Raw genomic sequence first — 14785 nt, 5'->3', positions numbered from 1 at the left:
GGCGGCCGGACGACCGCCGGCGCTAGATGGACGAAATGTCAGTAGCCGATCAAGCGAAAAATCCTGAGCCAGAGGTCAACAGGAATTGAACGATGCGGCTCTTCCCATCTCCACAAGAGGGGAGAAAGAAACCGTCACCAATCGCCGATTGTGGCCTGCATCACCGCCAGTGCGGCCACGGCGGCCGTATCGGCGCGCAGGATGCGCGGGCCGAGCGGAATGGCAGTGACGAAAGGCAGAGCGCGCAACAGCTTGCGCTCCTCATCGGAAAATCCGCCTTCCGGCCCGACCAGCAGGCCGAGCTTCCTTTCGCTTACCGCTTGCAGCGCGGGCAGGGGATTGTTGGTCGAAGCGTCCTCGTCGCAGAAGACCAGCCGCCGATCCGTGTCCCAGCCGGTCAGCAGGCGTTCGAACTTTTCCGCTTCCCGCACCTGCGGCACCGCAAGTATGCCGCACTGCTCGGCCGCCTCGACGACGTTGGCGCGCAAGCGGTCGATGGAGGGTTTGGCCACTTGCGTGTGCTGGGTGATGACCGGCTGCAGCACGCCGGCGCCCATCTCGACAGCCTTCTGCACGAGATAGTCGAGCCGGCCCTGCTTCAGCGGTGCGAAGCAGTAGACGAGATCTGGCAGCGGCGGCTGCGGCCGTTGCCGCGCCAGCACCCTCAGCTTCACCGCCTTCTTGGATTTGGCCGCGATGGCCGCCGACCATTCGCCGTCGCGGCCGTTGAACAACAGGATCTCGGCGCCCTCGCCAAGCCGCAGCACGTGCAGGAGATAATGGCTCTGCTGGTGGCCGGCGTCGAACTCGATCTCCGGCCCGAGATCGTCGGGCACGAACAGGCGTTGCATCTTGTAATTGGCGCGCATGGCCGAGGAATGGGCGAGCCGGCGGTTGGCGTCAAGCCTTGGCGGAAGGATGCCAGACGGGTTCGTAGCCTCGCCTCAACACCCCGATCGTGGTCGGCGGCGTCAGCAGCCGTAGCGGCCGATGAGCGAGGTCGTTGAAATCCTGCGCTCCGCAATATCCTGCGAACGACCAGCGCAGCGCCTTGCCGCGACGCAAGGCGTAGGCATTGCCTCCACCCTCGACCATCGTGCCGTCGGGCAGGCCTGCAAGCTCGTCAGCCGCCACCGGCGGCTTGCCGCCCGCGGCCAGCCGCTCCTTGTGCAGCCGCTTGTCGACCTGCGGCGCGCGCGGCTCCGTTATGCCGAAGGCTTCGCCGAAGCGACCCACAAAATCCCTGGCCCGTTCGCGCCGGCAGAAGAAGCAGGGCCGATGGCCCGCCGCCAGCGCCGTCACCTCGTCGAGGAAGAACAGTTCCGTCCAGCCCGCCTTGGGTCCCGATAGATCATCACGTCGCCGGTTGCGGCCCATCGGCTCGCGCCGCACGTCGCCGAAGTCGCAGACGCAGATGATCCAGGCGTGAAGCGCCCAGCGTTTTTTCAACAGCGTCCTGGTCTCGGGATCGTGGATGATGCCGCGATTGCCCATGAACAGGCCGCGCTCGGGCACGGCGTGGATGGCGCCGAACGGATCGACCCGGTTTTGCAGTGGCATAGTTTTCTCCGCGCGCCCGCATCTTGGCTGAAATGCCGGCGCCATGATATCGCTCGTCGCATCGTTTTCACGTCAGCAGGGTTTTGCGATGCGGGTGCTGGTGGTCCAGAACTACGACAACACCGGCCTCGGCCAGGTCGGCGCGGCACTTGCGGAAGCCGGTGCCGATCTCGACATCCGCCTTCCTTACAAGGGCGATCCGCTGCCGGATGATGCGAACGGCCACGACGCCATGGTGGTGCTCGGCGGCGGCCAGAACGCGCTGGCCGACGATGAATATCCCTATTTTCCGGCGCTGCTCGAACTTATCAGCGATTTCGCCGGCCAGGACCGCGCGGTGCTCGGCATCTGCCTCGGCAGCCAGCTGGTTGCCCGCGCCTTCGGCGGCGAGAACCGCATCGGCGGCGCCAACGAATTCGGCTGGCGCGGCGTTTCGCTGACGCCGGACGCCAAGGCCGATCCGGTGCTGGCCGAGCTTCCGGAAAAGTTCCCGATCTTCCAATGGCACGACGACACCTTCGTGCTGCCTGAAGACGCCGTGCGGCTCGCCGGCAATGATGTCGCCGAGAACCAGGCGTTCCGCGTCGGCCGCGCCATCTACGGCTTCCAGTTCCATTTCGAGGCCGATCGGCCGCTGGTGAAAGACTGGAGCACCTCTTTCGCGCCGCTCATTGCAGCGCGCCACCCCGACTGGGCCGGCAAGCTCGAGGGCGAAATGGCCCGTAACGGACCGGATGCCGATGCTGCCGGCCTTGCCATCGCCCGCGCATGGGTGGCGACGATCTGAGCATCATCTCTGCGGACCAGGGCGTGGCATAATTGGCACGCGGCGGTGAATCCGCCTGGGGAAAACCGGTTTCGTCCTTGGCTTGTGTACGCCCGCCATCCTAGAAGGCGCGCGCTCTGCATCACCGGTGCAACCGCGATGGACCTTTGTGTGGCCCGTGCGACACACCGCCGATACAGAACATGCCTAGAAGCGCGAAATAGTCGAAACTTTGAGACGTATTTTCGGTTTCAACGCATTGGTAACCGCCTCGTGCACAGATGCAGGAAGCTCAACAAGAGATGACGTCCGTGAAAGCAGCGCTTCTGTCCTTTGCCATGATGTCCGCCATCGTGATTTGCGGTCTCGGTATCTATGCGGCCGATGCCGCCAACAACCACAACGCCGTCGACGGCTACGGCGTCACCGCTTCGCTGCGCTGAATAGCCGGACCGTTCGCGTCGTTTCCGCGACGCGCGCCACTCAAGCTTCCCTTATTGTCATTGTCAGAATGCGTTTGTCGGCGTCCTCGACAACGAGCGCGCTCAGCATGCCTGATTGCCAGGCGAGCGTATCGACATTGACGCGGTTGGCCATGACTTCCGCCTCGGGAACGGGCGTGTGGCCGTGCACCACGATCTTCGGGAAAAGGCCGGCGTGATCGTGGAAAACGTCGCGGATCCAGATCAGATCCTGCGGATTCTGGTTCTCCAGGGCAACGCCTGGCCGGATGCCGGCATGGCAGAAGAAGAAGTCGCCGAAGCTGATTGAGAAGGGTAGCGAACGCAGGAAATCGATATGGTGTTGCGGTACTGCTTCGAGCAGAGCCTGATGCCCCCGTCTCATCGTCTCCATCCTGCCGAACCAGCCGGCGTCGGCCGCGAGGGGCACACCGTAGGATAGCGCCGTCTGGACCCCGCCATAGCGCATGAAAAGCCCGTCCGGGTCAGGGGTATCGAGAAAATCGAGAAAGCCGAGATCGTGATTGCCGGCAAGCATCAGGTTTCGCGGATCGCGTTTGCGCGCCTCGATCAGGAAATCGACGACGTCCTTGGAGTCCGGCCCACGGTCGACATAGTCGCCGAGGTGGATGACGCGCCAGTCGCGAGCCGGCTTCCATTCGAGCTCGCTCTCGATTCGCTGATGCATGGCGGCCAGCAAATCGAGCCGGCCATGGACATCGCCGATTGCGTAGAGCCGCATGCCGTCCGGTCCGCGCGCGTCCAGGAAATGAATGTCGGGTTCTGCCAACGTATCGCTGTCTCCGTGATCAGGCCGTCGCCGACCTGGCTAGCGCCGGATCTGGTCCTTGCCCATGTCGGTCACCAGACGTTTTCCGCACAGCGCCAGTGTGATGTCCATCTCCTTACGTATGATTTCCAGCGCCTTGGTAACGCCTTCCTTGCCGAGCGCGCCCAGGCCGTAGAGAAACGGCCGGCCGATATAGGTGCCCCTGGCGCCGAGGCACAGTGCCTTCAGCACGTCCTGGCCGGAGCGGATGCCGCCATCCATGTGCACCTCGATCCTGTCGCCGACCGCGTCCGCGATTTCCTCCAGCGACATGATCGACGAGGATGCGCCGTCCAACTGACGCCCGCCATGGTTGGAAACCACGATCGCATCGGCGCCCGTTTCAGCGGCCATCAACGCGTCTTCCTTGTCGAGAATGCCTTTCAGGATCAGCTTGCCGCCCCAGCGTTCCTTGATCCAGGCGACATCCTTCCACGACAGATGCGGGTCGAACTGCTCCGTCGTCCATGACGCCAGCGAAGCCACGTCGCCGACGCCCTTGGCGTGGCCGACGATGTTGCGGAACGTGCGGCGCTTCGTGCCGGCCATGCGCATCCACCAGCGCGGACGGACCGCGATGTTGGCGATGTTGGCCAGCGTCATCTTGGGCGGCGCCGAAAGTCCGTTGCGGACATCCTTGTGCCGTTGGCCGAGGATCTGCAGGTCGAGCGTCAGCACCAACGCCGAGCATTTCGCCGCTTTTGCCCGGTCGATCAGGTCGAGCACGAAGTCCTTATCGCGCAGCACGTAAAGCTGGAACCAGAACGGCTTCTTCGTCACCGACGCGACATCCTCGATCGAGCAGATGCTCATCGTCGACAGCGTGAACGGCACGCCGAATTCCTCGGCCGCCTGCGCCGCCAGCATCTCGCCATCGGCATGCTGCATGCCGGTCAGGCCGGTTGGGGCCAGCGCCACCGGCATGGCCACCTTCTCGCCGATCATGGTCGATTCCAGTGAGCGGTTGCTCATGTCGACCAGCACGCGCTGGCGGAACTTGATTTTCTGGAAGTCGTCCTCGTTGGCCCGGTAGGTGCTCTCGGTCCATGCGCCGGAATCGGCATACTCGAAGAACATCCTGGGCACGCGCCGTCGCGCCAGGTCCTTGAGGTCGGCAATGGTGAGAATGTCGCTCATCGTGTCCCCGCTTGATCGATATCGTTCAGGAGCGTTTGCGCGCCGGTTCGGCATCGCCGGCTTCAGAGCGTTGCCTGAGCCTGAGCCGCGATACGCGCTGCCAGTCGCCGCTGCGCTCGGCTTGCGCCATCGACCGCTCGACATAGATCATGTGGTCCATCGCCGCCTGCCGCGCGCCGGCCGGGTCGCCGGCCTTGACCGCGATGTGGATCGCCCGGTGCTGGGCCAGCAGCGCATCGCGCGCGCCGGGCACGGTGAACACCAGCAACCGGTTCTGAAACACGCCTTCCGACAGCAGCCTGTAGCAGGAGCGCAGCGTATGCAGGAGCAGGATGTTGTGCGCGCATTCGCAGATCGCATGATGGAATTCGACGTCGATCTCGGCTTCGTCGTCGAAATCCCCGGTGCGGTGCGCTTCGTCCATGCGTGCCATGATGCGGTCGAGCAGGGCCAGGTCCTCCGGCGTGGCGCGCCGCGCCGCATATTCGGCGGCGATCCCCTCCACCTCGCGGCGATATTCCAGGTAATCGGCCACCGCCTTGCGATGCGTCGAGATCAGGTCCGCCACCGGCTTGGTGAACAGCTGGCCGATGATGTCGGCTACATATGTGCCGCCGCCCGGCCGCGTCGTCAAAAGGCCGCGTCCCTCGAGCGCCTTCAGCGCGTCGCGCAGGATCGGCCGGGACACATCGAACTGGCGTGCCAGCTCGCGCTCGCCAGGCAGCCGGTCGCCGGTGCGCAGCACGCCTTCGAGGACGAGGCTTTCGATCTGCTGCACCACCTCGTCGGCGGTTCGCGAGTGCTCGATCCTGGAAAAAATGTCGCTCAACGGCATGCCTGGGAGTGTTGAACCGGTGTCACGCAAGATAAAGCCAGCGTCGCCAACTGGTCAAATTATTTATCCAATTGGTCGAAGCGTGTCGGCTTCCCCGCTCGCGCCCATATCGTCTTCGGCTAAACTTTGCTGTTTGCGTCAGGAGCCTATTGGCTCTAGAGGACGCAACTGCAAGAGGGTTCAAAGAAACCCGGGGAACAAGCCGTGTCGCACGACCCGTCCAATCTCGAATTTCAGCCGCGCGCCAAGGGCAGCGTGCTCGGCTTTCCGGCGCATGAGGGACGGCCCGGCGCGCTGGGCGAAGTCCATGCCCGTCCGCACCCGCTGGTCGAGAAGCCGCGTGTGCTGATCCAGCTCGCCTTCATGACCGAGGGTGGCGCCGGCGTCGATCATTCGGTGCTTTCCGAGCTGTCGCGCCGGCTCGGCATAGCCGCGCCCGACCGTCAGGCCCGCCATCACGCCATGAGATGGGGCCAGGGCTCGTTGCGCTGGGAGCGGCATACCGAATTCTCCACCTATCTGTGGGAAGGGCCGCTTGCCGAAGGCGGCAAGGGCCAGGAGGATTCGCCGTTCGGCAACGGATTTTCTCCACCCGGAACCGTTATTTCAGGCATCCGGCTCGAGATCCGCAAATGGACGCAGGCGGGCGAGCGGTCGATCGCCGGCTTCGATCCGACCAGCCTCTGCTATTCGCTGGTCGAACGTGGCAATGCAGCAATCGTCACCGATTTCCGCCAGGATGGCGACGGCCTGACCCGTATGCTGATCCTTGAACGCGCCCTGACGCCGGCCAGTACCGGCGCCTTGTCGCAGCGGCTGATCGACATCGAGACCTACCGCACGCTGGCCATGCTCGGCCTGCCGTTGGCGCTGGCCTTGTCCGGTCGCGCCCGCCGTATTGAGGACAGGCTGGCCCAGATCACGCTGGAGATGAAACTCGCCGAGACCCGCGACAGCCAGAAATTGCTTGCCGACCTGACCGAACTCGCGGCTGAGTTGGAGGCCGACGCGGCGTCGAGCCTCTACCGCTTCGGCGCCAGCCGTGCCTATGACGGCATCGTCGGCGAAAGGCTGGAAGCGCTCGAGGAAGAAGCCGTACAGGGATATGACACCTGGGCGGGGTTCTTGCGGCGGCGCATGGCGCCTGCCATGCGCACCTGCCGTTCGGTCGAGGAGCGTCAGGCCAACCTGTCGCGCAAGCTGACGCGCGCCACCACGCTGCTGCGCACCTGGGTCGATGTCGAGGTCGAGAAGCAGAACCGCGACCTGCTCGCCTCGATGAACAATCGCGCCCGGTTGCAACTGCGCCTGCAGCAGACCGTCGAAGGCCTGTCGGTCGCGGCCGTTTCCTACTATGTCGTCGGCCTCGTCGGCTATGTCGCCAAGGGCGCCTCGATCTTCGGCCATGCCTTCGCGCCCGAAGTGGTCACGGCGGCGTGCGTGCCGCTCGCCATCCTGCTGGTCTGGTGGGGCGTGCGGCGGGTGCGGCGCATGCATTCCGAGCCGACGAAACATCCGGGCGAGTAGGCGCGCCTTTACTTCCCACAGGGTAAAGCGCGCCAGCGGCAGATTGCCGCTACGGAAGGCGTCCGTTGCGTCCGTGCCCACTCTCGGTCAAGCGGGGTTTGCAACCGACGCGCTTAACTGGTAAAGGATTTTGACCAGTCAAGCGAGATGAGGCTGCCGATGTCCGGCCTTGCCATGCCCAAGCCAGACGACGCCACGATGCGCCGGCGCGGCGAGATCGTCGCCGACATGCGCATCATCGTGCCGGGCGAGGGTGTGGTCGACGCGGCCAACGAAATGCGCGCCTTCGAGAGCGATGGCCTGACCGCCTACCGGCAATTGCCATTGGTCGTGGTGCTTCCCGAAACGGTGGCACAGGTTTCGCGCGTGCTGAAATACTGCAATGACCGCAACATCCGCGTCGTGCCGCGCGGCTCCGGCACCTCGCTGTCGGGCGGTGCGCTGCCGCTGGAGGACGCGGTGCTCCTGGTCATGAGCCGCTTCAACCGCATTATCGAGATCGATTTCCCCAATCGCATCGTCGTCGCCCAGCCGGGCGTCACCAATCTCGGCATCACCACCGCCGTCGAGCAGGAGGGTTTTTACTACGCCCCCGACCCATCTTCCCAGATCGCCTGTTCGATCGGCGGCAATGTCGCCGAAAATTCCGGCGGCGTGCACTGCCTCAAATACGGCCTGACCGCCAACAATGTGCTCGGCATCGAGATGGTGCTGATGAGCGGCGAGGTGGTGCGGCTCGGCGGCAGGCATCTGGACGCGGAGGGCTACGACGTGCTCGGCGTCATGACCGGCTCCGAAGGCCTGCTGGGCGTCGTCACCGAAGTCACCGTGCGCATTTTGAAGAAGCCGGAGACGGCACGTGCGCTGCTGATCGGCTTCCCGACCAGCGAGCAGGGTGGCCAATGCGTCGCCGACATCATCGGCGCCGGCATCATTCCCGGCGGCATGGAGATGATGGACCGCCCGGCGATCCACGCGGCGGAGGATTTCGTCCATGCCGGATATCCCCTGGATGTCGAGGCGCTGCTGATCGTCGAGCTCGACGGGCCGGGCGTCGAGGTCGATCATCTCATCACCGCGGTCGAGGCGATCGCCATCCGCAACGGTTCGACCACCTGCCGCATTTCGCAGTCGGAGCAGGAGCGGCTGAGCTTCTGGGCAGGGCGCAAGGCAGCCTTCCCCGCGGTCGGCCGCATCTCGCCCGACTATTACTGCATGGACGGCACCATCCCGCGCAAGGAACTGCCGCGCGTGCTGGCCGGCATGCGCGAGCTCTCCGAAAAATACGGGCTCGGCGTCGCCAATGTCTTCCATGCCGGCGACGGCAATTTGCATCCGCTGATCCTCTATGACGCCAACGTGCCGGGCGAACTCGACAAGGCCGAGAGTTTCGGCGCCGACATATTGCGGCTGTGCGTCAAGGTCGGCGGCGTCTTGACCGGCGAGCATGGGGTGGGCGTCGAGAAACGCGACCTGATGCCGGAAATGTTCAACGGGATCGACCTCGACCAGCAGATGCGCGTCAAATGCGCCTTCGATCCCAATCATCTGCTTAACCCGGGCAAGGTGTTCCCGCAGCTGCGCCGCTGCGCGGAGCTGGGGCGCATGCATGTGCATCGCGGAGAGTTAGCGTTTCCGGACATTCCGAGGTTTTGAGGGTTATGTCAGCGCCTGAACGCCCCCCTCTGTCCTGCCGGACATCTCCCCCTCACGGGGGGAGATTGGCAGCTTCGTCGCTTCGCCCTTCCGCCAACGCTGGAGATTGGCGAAACCCGGCGCGGCATCCAATCTCCCCCCTTGAGCGGGAGATGTCCGGCAGGACAGAGGGGGGCGCGAAGGAACGCGGCATTCCCGCATATTGCGCATCGGCGCCATGACCACCTTCACTCCCATCACCCCTTCCGAAGTTCTCTCCACCGTCGCCTGGGCGGCGGCGGAAGGCTCGCCGCTCGAAATCCTCGGTCACGGCTCCAAGCGCGGCATCGGCCGTCCGCTGCAGACCGAGCACACGCTCGACCTGTCGAGGCTCGCCGGGGTCACGCTCTATGAACCAGCCGAACTGGTGCTGTCGGCAAAGGCCGGCACGCCGCTGGCCGAAATCGAGACGCTGCTGGCGCAAAACGGCCAGCAACTCGCTTTCGAGCCGATGGACTACGGCCCGCTGCTCGGCGGCGAGCCGGGCAAGGGCACGCTTGGTGGTGCGCTTGCAGCGAATCTCTCCGGCCCGCGCCGGCTGAAAGCGGGGGCGGCGCGCGATCACATCCTGGGCATCCATGTGGTTTCCGGGCGCGGCGAGGCCTTCAAATCCGGGGGCCGCGTGGTGAAGAACGTCACCGGTTATGACTTGTCCAAGCTGATGGCCAACAGTTGGGGCACGCTGGCCGTGTTCACCGACGTCACCTTCAAGGTGCTGCCATCGGCCGAGACCGAGGTTACGCTCGCCGTCCGCGGCCTGCTCGACGATGCGGCCGCCGCGGCGATGGCCCTGGCGCTCGGCTCCAGTGCCGAAGTATCGAGCGCCGCCCACCTGCCGGAGCGGATTGCCGCACGGGTTGCCGCAGGCGTGCTCGGCAACGATGCGGCCACGCTGCTGCGGGTGGAAGGTTTTGGCCCCTCCGTCGCCTATCGCATCGCCGCGCTGAAGACGTTGCTCGGAAATGCCGGACCACTGGAGGAGATTTGCAGCGAAGCGTCAGCTGCCCTGTGGCGTGACGTGCGCGATTGCAGGCCTTTCGCGGACAACAACGACAAACCGCTCTGGCGCGTATCGATGGCGCCTGCCCAGGCGCACCAGATGGTTTTGACGCTGCGCATGCAGGCCGCCGTCAGCGCCTTCTATGACTGGCAGGGCGGACTGGTGTGGCTGCGCATGGAGGAGGGTGACCCGGAAGCGACGCTGCTGCGCGGACTTCTGAGACAACATGGCGGCGGCCATGCGACATTGGTGCGCGCGGCTCCTTCGCACCGCGCCGCCCTGCCGGTGTTCGAGCCGCAGGCTCCCTCACTGGCAGCGCTCAGCCAGCGGCTGAAGCACGAATTCGACCCCAAGAACATCCTCAATCCCGGCCGCATGGCCTAGGACATCAGAGATGCAGACCAATTTTTCGCTTGCCCAGCTTGCCGACCCGCATGTCGCCGAGTCGGAAAAAATCCTGCGTAAATGCGTGCATTGCGGCTTCTGCACCGCCACCTGTCCAACCTATGTGACGCTGGGCAACGAGCTCGATTCACCGCGCGGGCGCATCTACCTGATCAAGGACATGCTGGAAAACGGCCGCCCGGCCGACAAAGAGATCGTCACCCATATCGATCGCTGCCTTTCCTGCCTCGCCTGCATGACCACCTGCCCGTCTGGCGTCAACTACATGCATCTGGTCGACCATGCCCGCGCCCATATCCAGCAGACCTATAGGCGGCCGCTGCTCGATCGCCTGACCCGCGCCATGCTGGCCTTCGTCCTGCCCTATCCCCCGCGTTTTCGCGCCGCGCTCAAATTGGCGAAACTGGGCAAGCCGTTCATCGGCCTGTTCGAGAAGATCCCGGCATTGAAGCCGCTTGGCGCAATGCTCAAGCTCGCGCCGGAATCGATCCCGGGAGCATCGCCGATGGCTTCGCCGGGCACCCATACCGGGCAGGGGGCGAAGAGGGGCCGCGTCGCCATCCTCACCGGTTGCGCGCAATCGGTGCTCGATCCCGCCATCAACGACACGACCATTTCACTGCTGACGCGGCTTGGCGTCGAGGTCGTGGTGCCGCCGGGCGAGGGCTGTTGCGGCGCGCTCGTCCATCACATGGGCCGCGAGCAAGCCGCCCTTGCTTCTGCAAGGCAAAATGTCGATGCCTGGACCCGCGCGATTGAACAAGGCGGGATCGATGCCATCATCATCACCGCGTCGGGCTGCGGCACGACCATCAAGGATTACGGTTTCATGCTGCGGCTTGATGCGGCCTACGCCGAAAAGGCTGCACGTGTCTCCGCGCTGGCCAAGGACATTACCGAATACCTGACCGCCATCGACCTGCCCGAACCGGTGCGCAAGCCGGGCACGGTCGTCGCCTATCATTCGGCCTGTTCGATGCAGCACGGCCAGAAGATCACCCGCCAGCCTAGGGAATTGCTGGCCAAAGCCGGTTTCATCGTTCGCGAGCCGCGCGAAGGGCATTTGTGCTGCGGTTCGGCCGGCACATACAACATTCTGCAGCCGGATATTTCGGCCAGGCTGCGCGACCGCAAGGTGAAAAACATCGAGGCTACCGGCGCTTCGGTCGTCGCCACCGGCAATATCGGCTGCATAACGCAGATCGCGTCTGCCGCGAAGCTGCCGGTGGTGCATACGATCAAGCTGCTCGACTGGGCCTATGGCGGGCCGAGGCCGGAAGGTGTCGCCGAACCCGGCCTGATCGCCGCTGAGTAGGGGCCGCCCCGGCGTTATTCGGCCGCCAGCCTGTCGATCGTGCCGTAGGTCGCCTCGTAGAGCGCGCGCTGGCGGCTGAGCGCCACCATCGTGTTGCGCAGCAGGATCGCAACGGTGATCGGGCCGACGCCGCCCGGCACCGGCGTGATCCAGGAGGCCACGTCCTTCACGCTGTCGGTGTCGACGTCGCCGACGATACGGGTGGAACCGTCCGGCAGCGTCTCGGAATTGATGCCGATATCGATGACGGCCGCACCCGGCTTTACCATGTCGGCCTTGATCAGGCGCGGCTTGCCGACGGCGACGAACAGCGCATCGGCGCGGCGCGCGTGCGCGGCGACCGAGCGCGTCATGTGGTGGCAGACCGTGACCGTCGCGCCTTCGCTCATCAAGAGGAAGGCGATCGGCTTGCCGACGATCTCGGAGTGGCCGACCATCACCACTTCCAGGCCCTTGAGGTCGAGGCCGGTTTCCTTGAGCAACTCGACCGAGGCGGCCGCCGTGCAGGGCGCCAGATCGAGCTGGTTGTAGACGATGTTGCCGATCGAGGCCGGATGCATGCCTTCGACGTCCTTCAGCGGATGCACCGCCGCCTGCAACGTCCTGATCGGGATATGTGCCGGCACCGGCCGCTGGATGATGATGCCGGTAACGCGCGGATCGGCGTTCAGGCCGTGGATCGCCGCTTCCAGTTCGCCCGCGGTGATGGTGGCGGGAAAGCGCCGTTCGTCGAAATCGATGTCCGCCAGCTCTGCCTTGGCGCGCTGGTTTCGTACATAGACATCCACCGCCGCCGTATCGCCGACGGTGATCGACACCAGTTTGGGCGGGAACCCTTCGGCCCTTGCGATCGCCGCATCCTCGCGCACGGCGGCGATGATGCGCCGGGCAACCGGGCCGCCCTTGAGATAGCGGCTGTCGTCGGACAGTGACATGATCGGACTCTTCTGACCTGAGCGTTGCCTTGCCATAGCAAAAGAACAGCGGCAATGGCAGCACGAATGCGAACCGTCATGCCTTTTGCGCGACGTGCGGGCGCGGCAGTGCTTGGTCCGAACGGAAAGGGCAGCACGGTTTCCCGTGCCGCCCTTTCTGACCGGCCGCATCCCCATACGGCCCGTCCCCCGTTATTCCTTCCGATCCCGGGAAGCGCTGCGCTTCCGGATCGGGTGATTCGCAGCAACTATTATATCACCTCGACAGTGGTTCCGACATCGACCCGTTCATAAAGGTCGACGACATCCTCGTTGCGCATGCGGATGCAGCCCGACGACACGGCGCCGCCGATCGTCCAGGGCTGGTTGGTGCCGTGGATCCGATATTCCGTACTACCGAGATAGAGCGCGCGCGCGCCGAGCGGGTTCTCCATGCCGCCGGCCAGGTAGGTTGGCAGGTAGCGCCCCTTGGCGGCCTCGCGCTTGATCATCGCGGCCGGCGGGCGCCAGTCCGGCCAGACCCGCTTGTTGGTGATCTTGTGCGTGCCCGACCATTCGAAGCCCGGCTTGCCGGTGCCGACGCCATAGCGCCGCGCCTTGCCGTCCTTCTCGACCAGATAGAGGAAGTTCTGGGTCGTATCGATGACGATGGTGCCCGGCTTCTGGGAGCCGTCATAGGCGACTTCCTGCGGCAGGTAGATCGGATTGATCTGCGGGCGCGCGACCATGCGCTTGGCCGGGGCCTGCACGGCCGCCGTTTGCACGCGGTCGGGCTGCGCATAACGCGGGCGCGGCTGCTGCGCGACCTGCCGGTTCTGCCGCACGATGCCCGGCGCATGGCCAAGCTGCAGCACCCAGGGCGCGGAAAGGTCGGGGCTCACCATCACCGGCGGTCTGTCGGCATAGCGGTCTCCGGCCGTGGAAGGTGTGACGCCGGCAGCAACCGCAGCCACGGCGCCGAGCACGGGAAACAAAACTCTCTTCATCGGGAAAGCACCTTGATCGTCTGACAAACCGGGTGGAAACGACCTCCCGGTTCAGCGATCATTGGCGCGGGAACAGCAACCGAAACATGAATCGGAATGTGTAAAATGCGGAACTGTCGGTAAACCTTTCGGTGTGGTTACCGCCGCGTTCAGGAATCTGGTAAAGCCAAGGTAAAGCAGCGCAACCAGCGCGTTAACGAATGGAATTCTCGCCATGGACAAGGAACAAACCGGCCTTCTCGCCGGACCCGACGGTGTCGCGCGCTGCTTCTGGCACGGCAATCTGCCCGACTACCTGCATTACCATGACCATGAATGGGGCCGCCCGGTGGCGGACGACCGCCGGCTGTTCGAGAAGATCTGTCTCGAAGGTTTCCAGTCGGGCCTGTCCTGGCTGACCATCCTGCGCAAGCGGGAGAATTTTCGCGCCGCTTTCGCCGGCTTCGATTTCGACAAGGTCGCCGCCTTCACCGACAAGGACGTCGAGCGCCTGCTCGGCGATGCCGGCATCATCCGCCATCGCGGCAAGATCGTCTCAACCATCAACAACGCCAGGCGTGCCCGCGAGATGGCCGATGAATTCGGCTCGCTCGCTGCCTGGTTCTGGAAGTTCGAACCCGGCAGGGAGGAACGGCCGCAGGTCGTCGACCTCGCCCATCTGCGCGCCAATCCCACCACGGCGGTCTCGATCCGCATTTCCAAGGACCTGAAGAAGCGCGGCTGGACCTTCGTCGGCCCGACCACGGTCTACGCCTTCATGCAGGCGATGGGCCTGGTCAACGATCATCTCGAGGGGTGTGTGTGCCGCAAAGAGGTCGAGAAAGAACGGAAGGCTTTCAAACGGCCGAAATAGCCTCAGGCGCCGTTTGCACTTCCCAGGAACAGGCCGGCGACGATCGCGACCACGGTGGCGACGGTTGGATAGATCACCAGCAGGCCGGTCACCAATGCGTCGCGCAGGGAAGGTCCGGTATCGGCGTGTACCTCGAACGGTCCGGCCGGCTGGCCGATCATGCTGGGAGCTTGGACATCTGCGGCGCGCAGGCGTGCCGGCATGTCGCCCGCATCCCTGTTGTCGTGAAATTCCACCGCGCTCATCATGTCCCGAACCCCTCCATTGCGGTGCGCTGTATCGGCCTCGATTATGTCGGCACGATGCCGCGCCGATGGCGGGATTGTTTCATTTTCGGTGCGTTTTTGTTTCGGCGAACGCCCGCGTGCCTTCTCGCATGCATGGAGACAGCGCCTGCCGCCGGCCTGTCGGTAGCTAATCAAGTTGTCCGGTTTGGTAGCACATGATCTGTCCGCTTCTGTTTTGGCGTCGAAGCGGTTCA

Annotated in this window: 15 protein-coding genes; 7 read left to right on the top strand and 8 right to left on the bottom strand. The window is 64.6% G+C overall.

Annotated features, from left to right (window positions below; genetic code table 11):
* Window positions 1-134 precede the first annotated feature (134 nt).
* Both FJ867_RS27655 and FJ867_RS27650 read right to left on the bottom strand, forming a co-directional pair.
* On the bottom strand, window positions 135-869 hold the full coding sequence (locus FJ867_RS27655; protein ID WP_140515024.1) for a 16S rRNA (uracil(1498)-N(3))-methyltransferase: 735 nt from the start codon (window positions 867-869) through the stop codon (window positions 135-137).
* Between the two features lie 31 nt (window positions 870-900).
* Window positions 901-1560 carry a hypothetical protein gene (locus FJ867_RS27650; protein ID WP_140819124.1) on the bottom strand — a complete coding sequence of 220 codons (660 nt, stop codon included), beginning with the start codon at window positions 1558-1560 and terminating at the stop codon, window positions 901-903.
* A gap of 88 nt (window positions 1561-1648) precedes the next feature.
* Here FJ867_RS27650 and FJ867_RS27645 point away from each other — a divergent pair, with 88 nt between their 5' ends.
* Window positions 1649-2347, top strand: a complete 699-nt coding sequence (locus FJ867_RS27645; RefSeq protein WP_140656748.1) for a type 1 glutamine amidotransferase — start codon at window positions 1649-1651, stop codon at window positions 2345-2347.
* A 281-nt stretch (window positions 2348-2628) separates the two neighbouring features.
* Window positions 2629-2769, top strand: a complete 141-nt coding sequence (locus FJ867_RS27640) for a hypothetical protein (RefSeq protein ID WP_181165325.1) — start codon at window positions 2629-2631, stop codon at window positions 2767-2769.
* A gap of 40 nt (window positions 2770-2809) precedes the next feature.
* Here FJ867_RS27640 and FJ867_RS27635 read toward each other — a convergent pair whose 3' ends face one another.
* The 3 genes from FJ867_RS27635 to FJ867_RS27625 are packed head-to-tail and all read right to left on the bottom strand — an operon-like array spanning window position 2810 to window position 5582.
* Complete coding sequence (locus tag FJ867_RS27635; RefSeq protein ID WP_140498373.1) at window positions 2810-3577, bottom strand: metallophosphoesterase family protein; 768 nt, start codon at window positions 3575-3577, stop codon at window positions 2810-2812.
* 39 nt (window positions 3578-3616) lie between these two features.
* Window positions 3617-4753: an alpha-hydroxy acid oxidase gene (locus FJ867_RS27630; RefSeq protein ID WP_140819122.1), complete on the bottom strand. Its 1137-nt coding sequence runs from the start codon at window positions 4751-4753 to the stop codon at window positions 3617-3619.
* A gap of 25 nt (window positions 4754-4778) precedes the next feature.
* A complete protein-coding gene (locus FJ867_RS27625) occupies window positions 4779-5582 on the bottom strand; it encodes an FCD domain-containing protein (RefSeq protein ID WP_140515030.1) in 804 nt (267 codons plus the stop codon).
* Window positions 5583-5792: 210 nt separating this feature from the next.
* Here FJ867_RS27625 and FJ867_RS27620 point away from each other — a divergent pair, with 210 nt between their 5' ends.
* From FJ867_RS27620 to glcF, 4 genes are all read left to right on the top strand, one after another.
* Window positions 5793-7115: a DUF3422 family protein gene (locus tag FJ867_RS27620; protein WP_140819120.1), complete on the top strand. Its 1323-nt coding sequence runs from the start codon at window positions 5793-5795 to the stop codon at window positions 7113-7115.
* A gap of 159 nt (window positions 7116-7274) precedes the next feature.
* Complete coding sequence (locus tag FJ867_RS27615) at window positions 7275-8771, top strand: FAD-linked oxidase C-terminal domain-containing protein (RefSeq protein ID WP_140819118.1); 1497 nt, start codon at window positions 7275-7277, stop codon at window positions 8769-8771.
* 217 nt (window positions 8772-8988) lie between these two features.
* On the top strand, window positions 8989-10194 hold the full coding sequence (gene glcE / locus FJ867_RS27605; RefSeq protein WP_140819116.1) for a glycolate oxidase subunit GlcE: 1206 nt from the start codon (window positions 8989-8991) through the stop codon (window positions 10192-10194).
* A gap of 10 nt (window positions 10195-10204) precedes the next feature.
* Complete coding sequence (glcF, locus tag FJ867_RS27600; RefSeq protein ID WP_140819114.1) at window positions 10205-11530, top strand: glycolate oxidase subunit GlcF; 1326 nt, start codon at window positions 10205-10207, stop codon at window positions 11528-11530.
* Between the two features lie 14 nt (window positions 11531-11544).
* Here glcF and FJ867_RS27595 read toward each other — a convergent pair whose 3' ends face one another.
* Both FJ867_RS27595 and FJ867_RS27590 read right to left on the bottom strand, forming a co-directional pair.
* On the bottom strand, window positions 11545-12465 hold the full coding sequence (locus FJ867_RS27595) for a bifunctional 5,10-methylenetetrahydrofolate dehydrogenase/5,10-methenyltetrahydrofolate cyclohydrolase (RefSeq protein ID WP_140498366.1): 921 nt from the start codon (window positions 12463-12465) through the stop codon (window positions 11545-11547).
* 251 nt (window positions 12466-12716) lie between these two features.
* Complete coding sequence (locus tag FJ867_RS27590) at window positions 12717-13451, bottom strand: L,D-transpeptidase (RefSeq protein WP_140632322.1); 735 nt, start codon at window positions 13449-13451, stop codon at window positions 12717-12719.
* Window positions 13452-13665: 214 nt separating this feature from the next.
* Here FJ867_RS27590 and FJ867_RS27585 point away from each other — a divergent pair, with 214 nt between their 5' ends.
* Window positions 13666-14304 (top strand): DNA-3-methyladenine glycosylase I, encoded by a 639-nt coding sequence (locus tag FJ867_RS27585; RefSeq protein ID WP_140632320.1) that lies wholly within the window; start codon window positions 13666-13668, stop codon window positions 14302-14304.
* A gap of 2 nt (window positions 14305-14306) precedes the next feature.
* Here the strand turns inward: FJ867_RS27585 and FJ867_RS29415 are convergent.
* Window positions 14307-14785, bottom strand: a 479-nt coding sequence (locus tag FJ867_RS29415) for a hypothetical protein (protein WP_348641451.1), incomplete at its 5' end; no start/stop codon positions are given.

Origin of the sequence: Mesorhizobium sp. B2-5-3 (genome assembly GCF_006441005.1) — a bacterium.
Taxonomy (GTDB): domain Bacteria; phylum Pseudomonadota; class Alphaproteobacteria; order Rhizobiales; family Rhizobiaceae; genus Mesorhizobium.
The sequence above is the reverse complement of the archived record's forward strand: the minus strand, read 5'-3'. Positions and strand labels throughout refer to the sequence as shown.

Bases quoted from the DNA above. Each gene is read 5' to 3' on its own strand.
- FJ867_RS27655 (WP_140515024.1), bottom strand. From the start codon at position 869: ATGCGCGCCAATTACAAGATGCAACGCCTGTTCGTGCCCGACGATCTC.
- FJ867_RS27650 (WP_140819124.1), bottom strand. From the start codon at position 1,560: ATGCCACTGCAAAACCGGGTCGATCCGTTCGGCGCCATCCACGCCGTG.
- glcF (WP_140819114.1), top strand. From the start codon at position 10,205: ATGCAGACCAATTTTTCGCTTGCCCAGCTTGCCGACCCGCATGTCGCC.
- FJ867_RS27590 (WP_140632322.1), bottom strand. From the start codon at position 13,451: ATGAAGAGAGTTTTGTTTCCCGTGCTCGGCGCCGTGGCTGCGGTTGCT.
- FJ867_RS27595 (WP_140498366.1), bottom strand. From the start codon at position 12,465: ATGTCACTGTCCGACGACAGCCGCTATCTCAAGGGCGGCCCGGTTGCC.
- FJ867_RS27645 (WP_140656748.1), top strand. From the start codon at position 1,649: ATGCGGGTGCTGGTGGTCCAGAACTACGACAACACCGGCCTCGGCCAG.
- glcE (WP_140819116.1), top strand. From the start codon at position 8,989: ATGACCACCTTCACTCCCATCACCCCTTCCGAAGTTCTCTCCACCGTC.
- FJ867_RS27615 (WP_140819118.1), top strand. From the start codon at position 7,275: ATGTCCGGCCTTGCCATGCCCAAGCCAGACGACGCCACGATGCGCCGG.
- FJ867_RS27640 (WP_181165325.1), top strand. From the start codon at position 2,629: ATGACGTCCGTGAAAGCAGCGCTTCTGTCCTTTGCCATGATGTCCGCC.
- FJ867_RS27630 (WP_140819122.1), bottom strand. From the start codon at position 4,753: ATGAGCGACATTCTCACCATTGCCGACCTCAAGGACCTGGCGCGACGG.
- FJ867_RS27585 (WP_140632320.1), top strand. From the start codon at position 13,666: ATGGACAAGGAACAAACCGGCCTTCTCGCCGGACCCGACGGTGTCGCG.